At 62.7% G+C, this 14,002-nt stretch carries 11 protein-coding genes; 4 read left to right on the top strand and 7 right to left on the bottom strand.

Annotation, left to right across the window (positions count from 1 at the left end):
- Positions 1-7 precede the first annotated feature (7 nt).
- A complete protein-coding gene (locus QTL95_RS20430; RefSeq protein WP_289721746.1) occupies positions 8-502 on the bottom strand; it encodes a SixA phosphatase family protein in 495 nt (164 codons plus the stop codon).
- Positions 503-764: 262 nt separating this feature from the next.
- Here QTL95_RS20430 and dksA point away from each other — a divergent pair, with 262 nt between their 5' ends.
- Entirely contained in the window at positions 765-1,184 is a 420-nt protein-coding gene (dksA, locus tag QTL95_RS20425; protein ID WP_289721745.1) for an RNA polymerase-binding protein DksA, read from the top strand.
- 124 nt (positions 1,185-1,308) lie between these two features.
- Here dksA and QTL95_RS20420 read toward each other — a convergent pair whose 3' ends face one another.
- Entirely contained in the window at positions 1,309-2,340 is a 1,032-nt protein-coding gene (locus tag QTL95_RS20420; protein WP_289721744.1) for a flagellar biosynthetic protein FliO, read from the bottom strand.
- 284 nt (positions 2,341-2,624) lie between these two features.
- Between QTL95_RS20420 and cckA the strand changes: the two genes are divergently transcribed.
- Positions 2,625-5,225 carry a cell cycle histidine kinase CckA gene (gene cckA, locus QTL95_RS20415; protein WP_289721743.1) on the top strand — a complete coding sequence of 867 codons (2,601 nt, stop codon included), beginning with the start codon at positions 2,625-2,627 and terminating at the stop codon, positions 5,223-5,225.
- Between the two features lie 136 nt (positions 5,226-5,361).
- Here the strand turns inward: cckA and QTL95_RS20410 are convergent, their stop codons facing one another.
- Together QTL95_RS20410 and QTL95_RS20405 are read right to left on the bottom strand one after the other, a co-directional pair.
- Positions 5,362-6,288, bottom strand: coding sequence for a pseudouridine-5'-phosphate glycosidase (locus tag QTL95_RS20410; protein ID WP_289721742.1), 927 nt, complete (start codon positions 6,286-6,288; stop codon positions 5,362-5,364).
- Positions 6,289-6,317: 29 nt separating this feature from the next.
- A complete protein-coding gene (locus QTL95_RS20405; protein WP_289721741.1) occupies positions 6,318-7,262 on the bottom strand; it encodes a carbohydrate kinase family protein in 945 nt (314 codons plus the stop codon).
- 240 nt (positions 7,263-7,502) lie between these two features.
- Here QTL95_RS20405 and recA point away from each other — a divergent pair, with 240 nt between their 5' ends.
- Together recA and alaS are read left to right on the top strand one after the other, a co-directional pair.
- A complete protein-coding gene (gene recA / locus QTL95_RS20400) occupies positions 7,503-8,579 on the top strand; it encodes a recombinase RecA (RefSeq protein ID WP_289721740.1) in 1,077 nt (358 codons plus the stop codon).
- Between the two features lie 155 nt (positions 8,580-8,734).
- Complete coding sequence (gene alaS / locus QTL95_RS20395) at positions 8,735-11,395, top strand: alanine--tRNA ligase (protein ID WP_289721739.1); 2,661 nt, start codon at positions 8,735-8,737, stop codon at positions 11,393-11,395.
- 87 nt (positions 11,396-11,482) lie between these two features.
- Here the strand turns inward: alaS and QTL95_RS20390 are convergent, their stop codons facing one another.
- The 3 genes from QTL95_RS20390 to QTL95_RS20380 all read right to left on the bottom strand — a co-directional run bounded on the left by QTL95_RS20390 (position 11,483) and on the right by QTL95_RS20380 (position 13,942).
- Positions 11,483-12,112: a glutathione S-transferase family protein gene (locus QTL95_RS20390; protein WP_289721738.1), complete on the bottom strand. Its 630-nt coding sequence runs from the start codon at positions 12,110-12,112 to the stop codon at positions 11,483-11,485.
- 95 nt (positions 12,113-12,207) lie between these two features.
- Positions 12,208-12,654, bottom strand: coding sequence for a GNAT family N-acetyltransferase (locus tag QTL95_RS20385; RefSeq protein WP_289721737.1), 447 nt, complete (start codon positions 12,652-12,654; stop codon positions 12,208-12,210).
- A gap of 76 nt (positions 12,655-12,730) precedes the next feature.
- Positions 12,731-13,942 carry an NADP-dependent isocitrate dehydrogenase gene (locus tag QTL95_RS20380; protein WP_289721736.1) on the bottom strand — a complete coding sequence of 404 codons (1,212 nt, stop codon included), beginning with the start codon at positions 13,940-13,942 and terminating at the stop codon, positions 12,731-12,733.
- Positions 13,943-14,002 lie beyond the last annotated feature (60 nt).

Here is a 14,002-nt window from a genome sequence, read left to right as displayed (position 1 = left end):
AAAGGCGTCAGTCGATGACGAAGTCGATCAGCTGCCAGCCCATGGCGCCGTCGTGGTCGAGCACAGCCAGACCCGCAGGCGGAAAACCGGTCGGCAACGCCTCTGCAAGTGCGTCGTGCCCGATCAGCGCTTCAAGCGTCTGCTCCATCGTCGGGTTGTGGCCGACCAACATGACGGAGCCGATATCCCGCTGCGCAGCGATGATGTCGAGATAGACGTCCGGTGACGCGTTGTAGAGTTCGTCGACGAAGCGGATATCAGTGGAAAGGCCGACGGCGCGGTGAACCGCATCGGCCGTGTCTCGGCAGCGAAGCGCCGTCGAGCTCAGCAAGAGGTCCGGCTTGTAGCCCCTGTCGGCGGCGCGATCGGCGACGATCTCGGCGTCCGCAAACCCTTTCTCGCTCAAAGGGCGATCGAAATCGCGTTCCCCGGGTGCCGCCCAGGCGGCTTCGGCGTGCCGCAGGAGGTAGATCCGTGAAGGCGGAGGCAGGATGGCAGCCATAGAAAAATCCACGATCGAGAGGGCTTTTTCAGTAGCGGGGAGCCACGGTCAACGTCAACCTTGGCAGCCGAAGTTGCAGCCGCCAATACGAGCGGTAAAACCGGCGGGCGAATAGCCTTCAGAAATAGCGATTAGAAATTAGTCTGTTAGCTCAAAATTGTGACAGATTTAAAAATCTGTTTACCTAGCGTATTTGGCTTGAATCAAGGGCCGTCCTCGCGATATACAGCCGCCAGATGAGATGTTCTTCAGGAGAATCGCGTTGAGTGAGAAGATCGATCTTAGCAACTACGTACCCTCGGAAGAGGAAGAGTTCATGAATGGTAACCAGAGGGCTTACTTCAGAGCCAAGCTGGTCGCCTGGAAGAACGACATCCTTCGAGAGGCGCGCGAAACCCTCGAGCACCTGGCCGAGGAAAGCGCAAATCACCCTGACCTCGCCGACAGAGCTTCGTCCGAAACCGACCGTGCCATCGAATTGCGCGCTCGGGATCGTCAGCGTAAACTCATTTCCAAGATCGACGCAGCACTGGTACGTATCGACGACGGTACCTACGGTTACTGCGAGGAAACTGGCGAGCCGATTGGCCTGAAGCGTCTCGACGCCCGTCCGATCGCAACGCTTTCCATCGAGGCGCAGGAGCGTCACGAGCGTCGCGAGAAGGTCTATCGGGACGAATAACCGCAGGCGATACAGCGTAAAAATGGCACCACAAGGTGGTGGTGCCTGATAAATAAAGGCCGGAGCATCAGTTGCGATGCTCCGGCCTTTTTCGTTGCGGATTTTTACTTGCGTCGGCCGCGCTTCACTTGTCGCGGTTCACGCTCATTTCTCCGAAAATACGTGCAACTTCATTTTGAAGGGCGGCGTCCGGGCCGGTGATTGGCGCCATTTCAGGATCACGGCGCGGCTGATTGACGGATGGAGCCGGAACGGGGCGGCTCTGCGACTGCAGGTGCACCGGGGGCGCCATACGCTCGGCGGCGAGCGTGTTGTTCATTTCATCTTCGAGAATGCGCTGAAAGTCGCTCGGCTGCACCGGCGGCGCATGCGGGGCCGGGCTGGCGACGCCGGCATCGAATGCGGTTACGGCGGGCTGCGGCGCGATCGGAACGCTCAGCGGCGGCTCCACGCGCGGTTGCTGCAACACGCGCTGGCGCGCGGAATCGAGAATATCGGCTGCCATATCGGTTTCGATTGGCGCGGGCGTGGGGCGGGTCTCGGTCTGGCGGAAGGACTGCACCTGCGGCCGGGGTTCAACAGAGGGAGGCGGCGCGACGGCTGGGGCATGTGGCGGTTCGGCCGGCGCGGGACGCGCGGCTGCAGGCGGAATTGCCTGGACGGGAACGGGGCGAACCAGGGGCTCAGGCCTGACGTCGACAGGTACCGCCTCCGAGGGCGGGGGCGTGATCGCGGCTACGGCGGGAGCGGCTGATGTGCTGGGCTTGGCCGGAGCGGCGGGCTCGGCCTCGGCGATCATGACAGGCTGGGAGCGGCCGGGCGCCGGTGCCGGCGTCGGTGTTGGCGCGGAGACGGGGGCTGGCTCGCCATCCGGATGAATGCGGCTCTCGATGACGATATCCGTCGGACCGCCGATCATGATCAGGTGTTCGACATCGTCGCGGCGTACCAGCACGAGACGACGGCGTGCGTCGACGGCGGCGGCGTCCAGAACCTGCAGGCGCGGCTGGCGATTGCGGCCGCCACGCACGAAGGGCGAGGAGGCGCGGTTGCGCATGAGCCACAAGACGATGAAGAGAAGCAGCAACCCGACTGCGACAGCCGCAGCGGCGATCAGGAAGCGGCTGCCATAGCCGTCCATGAGGTTATCGAACATCTTGCTTACTCCTTCGCGACTTTGCGCCACATGACGACTTTTCAGCTTCGTAGACAAGGGGCAATGGTGTTGTCCAGTCGTCGAAGGCGTGAGCGAAAGTCGAACATGGTGTTTTGGCCTGCATTCAATCGAGGAAACTGGCGCTGTTCCTTGTGAATTCAATCACTCTTCATGGAGAGCGGTGTTTTGGCGGCGGGCGCAAATTGCTAAGAAGGGATTGGCGCCTGATTCCTGCTTTGTCTCTCTGTTACGAGTGAAGGCCGGCAGGCAATGCGAGGGACTACATGACGAAACCGCGTCAGGCCGACGATTATAGCGAAGCGCTCGTGGACCGCGGAGGACGCGGGGGAACAGCTCTGCGCATCATCCTCTTGGCTCTCGTGCTGATTGGAGCCGCGGCTGCTTTCGTCGTCTTCAAGAATTCATTGGAAAACGAACTGGTGCTCGGCGCGCTCGGCGTGCTCGCCATGGTCGGCATTTTCTTCCTGGTGTCGTCGGTCATCGGCTTCATCGAGGTCATGCCGCAGCGCCAGTCCGACAGCCTCGCCCGCGCCTTCCTGAACAGCCACCCCGACGGGTCGCTGATCACCGACGACAAGGGCCGGATCATTTACGCCAACGCGGCCTATGGCGCGCTGACGGGCGCGCGCAAGGCGACCGAAGTGCAGACGCTGGAGGCGCTCTTGTCGCGCCACCGGGAATCGAACGAGGCGCTCTACCGGCTGACCAACGGCCTGCGCGACGGCAAGGAAGGCCGCGAGGAATTCCGGCTGCTGCGCGCGCTTGGTCCCTCGCCGAACGGATCGGGGGCACACTGGTACCGCCTGAAGGCGCGTACGCTGCAGAACGAGGAAAGTGGCGGCAAGCCGCTGCGCATCTGGCAGATCAGCGACATCACCTCCGAGCGCGACGACCAGGAGCGGTTCTTCAAGGAACTGCAGAACGCGATCGACTATCTCGACCATGCGCCGGCGGGCTTCTTCTCGGCCGGCCGCAAGGGCGAGATCTTCTATCTCAATGCGACGCTCGCGGAGTGGCTGGGCCTCGACCTCACGAAATTCATTCCGGGCTCGATCACGATCGGCGATCTGGTGGCCGGCGAGGGGCTGGCGCTGATCCAGTCGGTGCAGGCGGATCCGGGACTGAAGAAGACCGTGACGCTCGACCTCGACCTCAAGAAGTCGAACGGCCAGAGCCTTCCGGTGCAGATCGTGCACAGCGTCACCTCGATGCGCGACGGCGCGCCCGGCGAAAGCCGCACGATCGTTCTGACCCGCCAGGCGGGCGACGAAAGCGGGCAGTCTGCCTCGGTCGCGACCATGCGCTTCACACGCTTCTTCAACAATACGCCGATGGCGATCGCCTCCGTCGATGGCAACGGGCGGATTCTGAGGACCAATGCGCCGTTCCTCAAGCTGTTTTCGGGCATCGTTTCTCGCGACGACGTCGAGAACGGGGCGTTCCTCGAGGTCATCGTGCAGGACAGCGACAAGGCGCGACTGCAGCAGGCGCTCGCGGCCGCCAAGGATCGGCAAGGCGACATTCCGCCGATCGATTCCCGGACGCCGACGGACGACGCACGCCATTTCCGCTTCTATGTGAATGCCGTCATCGACCAGAGCGACGAGGCACCGGAAGAGGCTGCCATCGTCTATGCCGTCGAGGTGACCGAGCAAAAGGCGCTCGAGGCGCAGATGGCGCAGACGCAGAAGATGAACGCGGTCGGCACGCTCGCGGGCGGCATCGCGCACGACTTCAACAACGTCCTGACCGCAATCCTGCTGTCTTCGGACCACCTGCTGCTGCAGGCAAGGCCGGCCGATCCGGGTTTCGCCGACCTGATGGAAATCAAGCGCAACGCCAACCGCGCCGCGGTTCTCGTGCGCCAGCTGCTCGCTTTCTCGCGCAAGCAGACGATGCGGCCGAGCATCCTCAACCTGACCGATGTGGTGGGCGACCTCAGGATGCTGGTCGACCGACTGCTGTCGGGCACCAATGTCAAGCTCGATGTCGAATACGGCCGCGATCTGTGGCCAGTGAAAACCGACCTGTCGCAGTTCGAGCAGGTGTTGATCAATCTCTGCGTCAACGCGCGCGATGCTATGCCTCAGGGCGGCAAGCTGACGATCCGCACGAGAAACGTCACGGCCAGCGAAGTGGCGGCCTTCAACTATTCCTACATGCCGCATGAGGACATGGTGGCGGTCGAGGTCGCCGACAACGGAACCGGTATCGCGCCCGAGATCATGGACAAGATCTTCGAGCCCTTCTTCACCACAAAGGAAGTGGGCAAGGGTACGGGTCTCGGGCTCGCCATGGTGTACGGCATCGTCAAGCAGTCGGGCGGCTATATCCAACCGGAATCGGAAGTCGGCAAGGGCACGACCTTCCGCGTCTTCCTGCCGCGCCACATCGTCGAGCCGGCGCTCGCGGCCGAAGCGGAAGCCGTAACGCCCGCCACGGGCACGCCGGCTGCGGCAACGCCTGTCGCGCCAGAGCAGCCCGAGGATTTGACCGGATCCGCGGTGATCCTGCTGGTCGAGGACGAAGAAGCGGTGCGCCGCGGCGGCAAGCGGATGCTGGAGACGCGCGGCTATACCGTGCACGAGGCGGGATCGGGTGTCGAAGCGCTCGACATCATGAAAGAGCTTGAGGGCAAGGTCGACATCGTCGTCTCCGACGTCGTCATGCCGGAGATGGACGGGCCGTCGCTGCTTCGGGAACTGCGCAAGAACTATCCGGATCTGAAGTTCATCTTCGTCTCGGGCTACGCTGAAGACGCCTTTGCACGCAACCTGCCGCCGGACTCCAAGTTCGGCTTCCTGCCGAAGCCGTTCTCGCTGAAGCAGCTCGCCGTGGTGGTGAAAGAAACGTTGGACAGCTAAAGATGGCGCGTGGTCGCGGGGGAGGAGACTGATTCTGCCGGCTGCCCCATGCAAGCAACCGGTGCGCAACCGGGCTTTCAACCCTCAAAATCTTGCTGGTTCTGGCAAACCACCAGAACCAGCTTTTCAATGAGCGTCAGGCGCCCAATGCCACCGCAATCTCGGCAGCAAGGCGCGCATTGTTTTCGACCAGCGCGATGTTGGTCTTCAGGCTCTGGCCATCGGTGAGATCGAAGATGGTGCTGAGCAGGTAGGGCGTGACCGCCTTGCCGGTGATCTCATCGCGCTCGGCGCTGTCGAGGGCACGTTCGATATAGATGTCCATCTCCTCGCGCGGGATTTCATAGGCTTCCGGAACCGGGTTCGCCACCAGCATGCCGCCATTGATGCCGAGCTGTTCGCGCACCGTCTGGAAGTTGGCGATAGCGGCTGGGCTGTTCAGCGTCAGCGGACTGCGCAGACCCGAACCGCGCGACCAGAAAGCCGGGAATTCCTCGCTTTCATAGGTGACGACGGGGACGCCTGATGTCTCCAGCACTTCCAGCGTCTTCGGAATGTCGAGGATCGCCTTGGCGCCGGCGCAGACGACGATGACGCCAGTGCGGCCAAGCTCCTCAAGGTCGGCCGATATGTCGAAGCTCTGCTCTGCGCCGCGGTGGACGCCGCCGATGCCGCCTGTTGCGAAGACCTTGATGCCGGCGCGCTGGGCGGCGATCATTGTGGCGGCGACCGTGGTTGCGCCGTGGCGGCGCTCGGCGATCGCGAAGGCGAGATCAGCGCGCGAGACCTTCAGCACGTCCTTGGCCTGTGCCAGCTGCTCGAGCTGCTCCGGTTCGAGGCCGATGTGCAGCGTGCCGTGCATGACCGCGATGGTGGCGGGAACCGCGCCCTGATCACGGATGATCGCCTCTACGCTACGGGCCATCTCGATATTGCCGGGGTAGGGCATGCCATGGGTGATGATGGTGGATTCCAGGGCCACGATCGGGGCGCCGCGCTGTTTGGCGCTGGCCACTTCCTTCGAATAGCTGATCGGCAGCAGGGGGGAGATCGGTTGCGTCATAGTCTTTTCCACTTCGTCGATAAGACGCTTCAATGCAGAATTCTTGCCTCGGGAACAAGGGGCAAGGTTTCCAGGATGAGTTCGGCGGACAGTTTGTCGTTTACGGCATTCGGCGATTGGACCGTGACTGCCGCCGCCGCCGCGCCCTCGCGAACGGCTTCGGAAAGCGACAATCCCCGCATCAGCGCGGCCACGACGCCGGCGGCAAGGGAATCGCCGGCCCCCGTCACGTCGGCCACATCCTTGATATCCGCCGGCTGCAGCGCCACCACCCGGTCTTCGGCAAAGGCGATGAGCTCGCGTTGGCCGCGCGTCAAAACACCGCCCCTGAGGCCGATATCTCCTAGCAGTGACGGCCAGTGGGCCGGGTCGTTCGGGCGCTCGCCGGTCAGTGCCGCCGCCTCGGCCTCGTTGAGAAAGAGATAGTCCAGACCCTGCATGCAGGGAAGCAGCTTGACCGCCTTTGCGGGCGAGATGGCGATGGCGCCGACGGGCTTGCCCAGTGCGTTCGCCCGGGCGACGATCGCGGCCAGCGTCTCCTGTGGTAGGTTGGCGTCGAAGAGAATGAAATCGGTGGCGGCGAAGGCGTCGCGGACGCTGCGGATGGAGAGGCGCCGGGGAACGAACATCCGGTAGAGGTCCATGTCGGCGAGCGCGATCACGAGGTTGCCGTCGCGCTCGATGATGGCGGTATAGCTCGGCGTCTTGCGATCGAGGAAGACGAAGGGGCGGTCGGTAACGCCGGCGATATCGGCGGCCTCGCTCACCATCTCGCCGGTTGGATCGCCGCCGCGTGGCGAAATCATCGTCACGTCGTAGCCAAGCCGCGCCAGATTGCGCGCGGCGTTGAAGCCGCCGCCGCCGGCTTCCTCGAACCAGAATCCGGGGTTGCTGGCGCCCTCGGCGGTATCGCCGAAGATGCGTCCGCGACGATCGACATGGGCGCCGCCAAGCACGAGAATCTTCTTCTTCATTTCAATGCTCCAGAGGCGCGCGGCAGACGAATCGTCTTTCGGAAATCAGCGCGCCTGCACCGTGAACATTTTGCTCAAGCCCTTGCTTTCCATCGATAAAACAAATGTAGAACACTGGTCGTTTTACCTTTTTCTTTCAGATATTTGCGCGCCACTTGCGCGATGAGAACAAATGCGGTACAAAATCGGCATCAGAGGCGACATTGCTTGAGCGGCTTCAATAACCTAAAGGTGGATCGAATGTCACAGAATACATTGCGGCTTGTAGAGGACAAATCGGTGGACAAAAGCAAGGCACTTGAAGCGGCACTCTCACAGATCGAGCGGTCGTTCGGCAAGGGCTCTATCATGAAGCTCGGCTCGAATGAGAGCGTGGTCGAGATCGAGACCGTTTCGACGGGCTCTCTCAGCCTGGATATCGCGCTCGGGATCGGCGGCCTTCCCAAGGGGCGTATCATCGAAATTTACGGGCCGGAAAGCTCGGGCAAGACGACGCTGGCGCTGCAGACGATCGCGGAAGCGCAGAAGAAGGGCGGCATCTGCGCCTTCGTCGACGCCGAGCACGCGCTCGATCCTGTCTACGCACGCAAGCTGGGCGTCGATCTGCACAATCTCCTGATCTCGCAGCCGGATACCGGTGAGCAGGCGCTCGAAATCACCGACACGCTGGTTCGCTCCGGCGCCGTCGACGTGCTGGTCGTGGATTCGGTCGCGGCGCTGACGCCGCGCGCCGAAATCGAAGGCGAGATGGGCGACAGCCTGCCGGGCCTGCAGGCGCGACTGATGAGCCAGGCGCTGCGCAAGCTGACGGCTTCGATTTCGAAGTCCAAGACCATGGTCATCTTCATCAACCAGATCCGCATGAAGATCGGCGTCATGTTCGGTTCGCCGGAAACGACGACGGGTGGCAACGCGCTGAAGTTCTACGCCTCGGTCCGTCTCGACATCCGCCGTATCGGCCAGGTCAAGGAGCGCGAAGAGGTGATCGGCAACCAGACGCGCGTCAAGGTCGTCAAGAACAAGATGGCGCCTCCCTTCAAGCAGGTCGAGTTCGACATCATGTACGGCGAGGGTGTGTCGAAGACCGGCGAGCTGATCGACCTCGGTGTCAAGGCCGGGATCGTCGAGAAGTCGGGCGCCTGGTTCTCCTACAACAGCCAGCGTCTCGGCCAGGGTCGCGAAAACGCGAAGATATTCCTGCGCGACAATCCGGAACTGATGCGCGAGATCGAGACCTCGATCCGCCAGAATGCGGGACTGATCGCCGACCAGCTGCAGAACGGCGGTCCCGACGCCAATGACGGGGACGGCGAATAAGCCTTAATCCCCTGCTAAATCGATCAAACCGGCTGCATTCCCTGATCAGAATGCGGCCGGTTTTGTTTGTCTGCTGGACAGTGGTTAACGCGAGCGATAAAAGCCACTGAATTTTAAGATCTGACCTGCCTTCGGGCAGCATTGAAGGGCATAGCATGAGCGGTGTGAACGAAATCCGGTCGACCTTCCTCGACTACTTCAAGAAGAACGGCCACGAGATCGTACCATCGAGCCCGCTCGTGCCGCGCAATGACCCGACGTTGATGTTCACCAACGCCGGCATGGTGCAGTTCAAGAACGTCTTCACCGGCCTCGAGCAGCGTCCCTACAAGACGGCATCGACCGCGCAGAAGTGCGTGCGCGCCGGCGGCAAGCATAACGACCTCGACAATGTCGGCTATACCGCGCGCCACCATACCTTCTTCGAAATGCTCGGCAATTTCTCCTTCGGCGACTACTTCAAGGCGCAGGCGATCGAGCATGCCTGGACGCTGATCACCAAGGAATTCGGCCTCGACGCCAAGCGCCTGCTTGTCACCGTCTATCACACCGACGACGAGGCGTTTAACCTCTGGAAGAAGATTGCCGGTCTCTCCGACGACAGGATCATCCGCATCGCGACCAGCGATAATTTCTGGGCGATGGGCGATACCGGTCCCTGCGGTCCCTGTTCGGAGATCTTCTACGACCACGGCGATCACATCTGGGGCGGCCCTCCCGGCTCGCCGGAAGAGGATGGTGACCGTTTCATCGAGATATGGAACCTCGTCTTCATGCAGTACGAGCAGCTGACGAAGGAAGAGCGCGTCGACCTTCCGCGTCCGTCGATCGACACCGGCATGGGCCTGGAACGCGTCGCAGCCGTGCTGCAGGGCCAGCACGACAACTACGACATCGACCTGTTCCGCGCGCTGATTGCCGCGTCCGAGGAAACCACCGGCGTCAAGGCCGAGGGTGAGCAGCGCGCCAGCCACCGTGTCATCGCCGATCACCTGCGCTCGTCCGCATTCCTCATCGCCGACGGCGTTCTGCCGTCAGCCGAGGGCCGCGGCTACGTGCTTCGCCGCATCATGCGCCGCGCCATGCGCCATGCCGAACTGCTCGGCGCCCGCGAGCCGCTGATGTGGAAGCTCCTGCCGGCGCTGATCCAGCAGATGGGCCGCGCCTATCCGGAACTGGTGCGCGCCGAGGCGCTGATCACCGAGACGCTGAAGCTGGAAGAAACCAAGTTCCGCACAACGCTGAAGCGCGGCCTGTCGCTGCTTTCCGATGCCACGACCACGCTCGGCAAGGGCGACATGCTCGACGGCGAAACGGCCTTCAAGCTTTACGACACCTACGGCTTCCCGCTCGACCTGACGCAGGATGCGCTGCGCGCCCGCGAAATCAACGTCGATCTCGCGGGTTTTACCGACGCCATGGAACGCCAGAAGGCGGAAGCCCGCTCGCATTGGGCCGGCTCCGGTGACAAGGCGACCGAGACGATCTGGTTCGAGCTGCGCGACAAGCACGGCGCAACGGAATTCCTCGGTTATGACACCGAGGTTGCCGAGGGCGTCGTCCAGGCAATCGTCAAGGACGGCGCGGCCGTCGACGAAGCAGGCAAGGGCGACAAGGTGCAGATCGTCGTCAACCAGACCCCGTTCTACGGAGAATCCGGCGGCCAGATGGGCGATGCCGGCGTCATTTCCTCCGACAACGCGAAGATCGAGATCACCGATACGCAAAAGCGCGGCGAGGGCCTGTTCGTCCACACGGGCACGGTCGTCGATGGTACGCTGAAGGCTGGCGATGCCGTGGCGCTGACCGTCGATCACGCCCGCCGTTCGCATATCCGCGCCAACCACTCGGCGACCCACCTGCTGCACGAAGCGCTGCGCGAAGTGCTCGGCACCCATGTCGCCCAGAAGGGCTCGCTGGTCACGCCGGATCGCCTGCGCTTCGACGTCTCGCATCCGAAGCCGATGACCGCGGAAGAGCTGAAGGTGGTCGAGGACATGGCCAACGAGATCATCCTGCAGAATTCGCCGGTCACGACCCGGCTGATGAGCGTCGACGACGCTCGCGCCGAGGGCGCCATGGCGCTGTTCGGCGAGAAATATGGCGACGAGGTTCGCGTGGTGTCCATGGGCCAGGGGCTACATGGGGCGAAGACAGGCAAGCCTTATTCGATCGAACTCTGCGGCGGCACGCATGTGTCCGCGACCGGTGATATCGGTCTCGTGCGCATTCTCGGCGACAGCGCCGTCAGCTCCGGCGTTCGCCGCCTCGAAGCGGTTACCGGCGAAGCGGCGCGCGCCTATCTCGCCGAGCAGGACGAGCGCGTGAAGGCGCTCGGCACCTCGCTCAAGGTGCAGCCGGCCGAGGTGCTGACGCGCGTCGAAGCGCTGATGGACGAGCGCCGCAAGTTGGAGAAGGAACTGGCGGACGCCAAGCGCAAGCTCGCCATGGGCGGCGGGCAGGGCGGCTCGGAAGAGGCAGTGCGCGAGATCGGCGGCGTCAAGTTTCTGGGCAAGGCGATCTCCGGCGTCGATCCGAAGGATCTCAAGGGTCTCGCCGATGACGGCAAGGCCAGCCTTGGTTCCGGCGTGGTGACGCTGATCGGCGTCTCCGAGGATGGCAAGGCGAGCGCCGTGGTCGCGGTCACGGCTGACTTGGTCGGCCGTTTCAGCGCTGTCGACCTCGTTCGCGTCGCATCGGCCGCTCTCGGCGGCAAGGGCGGCGGCGGTCGTCCGGACATGGCGCAGGCCGGCGGTCCCGATGGCTCCAAGGCCGATGAGGCGCTGGAAGCGGTTGCGGCGGCACTCGCGGCCTGATCGGCGGCTTGTCGCTTGAATTGTGAAAGGCGAGCGCTCCGGGCGCTCGCCTTTTTGCTATTTGGGTCGGGGTCGCTTGGCTGAGCCTCAAGCGCTTTTCTGCATGGCGCGGGCGGCTTCGTCATCGATGGCGCTGGCTCTCGCATAGGCGGGGCGATCCGTGACGCGGGCGACGTAGTCGGAGAAGGCCTGGCGCTTCTCGAAGGTGCCGAAGCCCATGCCCCACGCGACATGCGTGCCGACATAGACATCGGCGGCGGTGAAGCGGTTGCCGGCGATATAAGGCGATGCGGAGACGGCCTTTTCCAGCGTGTCCATCACGTCGGCATAGCTGCCATATCCGGCCATCCGGCTCTTGTCCGCCGGCGTTTGAAAGCCGAGGGCGCGATTGGTGGCTGCCGATTCCAGCGGGCCGGCGGCGAAGAACATCCAGCGATAGTAGCTGCCGCGCTCCTCCGGCGTCGGCGCCAGTCCCGCTTCCGGGAAGGTTTCGGCCAGATAGGCGCAGATCGCCGCACCTTCGGTGACGATCGTCTTGCCGTGGCGGATGGCCGGCACCTTGCCCATCGGGTTGATGGCGAGATAGGCGGGCGCCTTCATGCTGCTTTCGAATCCGAGGATTTCGGTCGTATAGGGGATGCCGGTTTCCTCGAGCATCCATCGGGCAATGCGGCCGCGCGACATTGGGTTGGTGTAAAAGACCAGTTCGTCTGCCATGGTTTCCTCCTCGTTTTTCCATCGGATATCTGGCGCATGCCAGCCGGGAGGCAACGTCTAGGCGTACGTGGTGTCAGTTTTCGGCAGTATACCGATCAGAGCGGTTTGCGGTACTGGATGAATCCCGAGCGCTCGGCGATGCGGTCGTAGAGCTTACGCGCGGTGGCGTTGGTCTCATGGGTCATCCAGTAGAGGCGACCGGCGCCGTTGGCGCGGGCGAGATCGGCCACGACGTCGATCAGGGCGGCACCTGTTCCAAGGCCGCGTTGTGTGTCGTTGACGTAGAGGTCCTGGAGATAGCAGGTCCATTTCGGCAACCATGTGGAGCGGTGGAAAATCGCATGCACGAAGCCCACGAGGCAGCCGCCGTCATCAAAGGCGCCGAAAGCGTACATTTCCTCCTCGATATCGTGAAAACGCGCCCAGGTGAGATCGGTGGTGTCGGCCGGAATGACGACTTCGTAGAAACGCTGGTAGCCGGCCCATAGCGGCTCCCAGGCCGCGCGGTCGCCCGGCTGCAGCGGGCGGATCGTCGTGGTCATCGGCTGGTCCTTCTTTATCCCCGAAATGAAAACGGCGGGGAAATCCCCGCCGCATCGTTCGCATATTTTAGATGGCTTACGCCATGGCCTTCTGCAGGTTTTCGTCGATCTTGTCGAGGAAAGCCGTGGTCGAGAGCCAGGGCTGATCCGGGCCGATGAGCAGCGCCAGGTCCTTGGTCATGAAGCCGGCCTCGACGGTGTCCACGCATACCTTTTCGAGGGTGGCAGCGAACTTCGCCAGTTCGGCGTTGTCGTCGAGCTTGGCGCGGTGGGCGAGGCCACGGGTCCAGGCGAAGATCGAGGCGATCGAGTTCGTCGAGGTTTCCTGGCCCTTCTGGTGCTGGCGGTAGTGACGCGTCACCGTGCCGTGAGCGGCTTCGGCTTCGACGGTCTTGCCGTCAGGCGTCAGCAGGACCGAGGTCATCAGGCCGAGAGAGCCGAAGCCCTGTGCGACCGTGTCGGACTGGACGTCGCCGTCGTAGTTCTTGCATGCCCAGACGTAGCCGCCGGACCATTTCAGAGCGGATGCGACCATGTCGTCAATCAGGCGGTGCTCATAGGTGATGCCGAGCTCCTTGAACTGATCCTGGAATTCAGCTTCGTAAACTTCCTGGAAGAGGTCCTTGAAGCGGCCGTCATAGGCCTTGAGGATGGTGTTCTTCGTCGAGAGATAAACCGGCCACTTGCGCATCAGGCCGTACATCATCGAGGCGCGGGCGAATTCGCGGATCGAATCATCGAGGTTGTACATGGCCATGGCAACGCCGGAACCGGGCGCGTCGAAGACGTCCTTTTCGATGACCTGGCCGTCTTCACCGACGAACTTGATCGACAGCTTGCCCTTGCCCGGGAATTTGAAGTCGGTGGCGCGGTACTGGTCGCCGAAGGCATGACGGCCGACGACGATCGGCTTGGTCCAGCCGGGAACGAGGCGCGGAACGTTCTGGCAGATGATCGGCTCGCGGAAGATGACGCCGCCGAGGATGTTGCGGATCGTGCCGTTCGGGCTCTTCCACATCTGCTTGAGGTTGAATTCCTTGACGCGGTCTTCATCCGGCGTGATCGTCGCGCACTTGATGCCGACGCCGTGCTTCTTGATGGCGTTGGCGGCATCGACCGTTACTTGGTCGTTGGTGGCGTCGCGGTTTTCGACGGAGAGGTCGTAGTAGTCGATTTCGAGGTCGAGATACGGATGGATCAGCTTATCCTTGATAAACTGCCAGATGATGCGCGTCATTTCATCGCCGTCGAGATCGGCGACGGGATTGGCGACCTTGATCTTTTTCATGTATCTGCCTCGTTAAGCTTTTGAGGGACATGCGTCCCGGGTGGGTGATATAAAATCCCG

The organism is Rhizobium sp. S152 (assembly GCF_030380735.1).
Lineage (GTDB): Bacteria > Pseudomonadota > Alphaproteobacteria > Rhizobiales > Rhizobiaceae > Rhizobium.
This window is presented reverse-complemented; position numbering and strand designations above follow the sequence as displayed.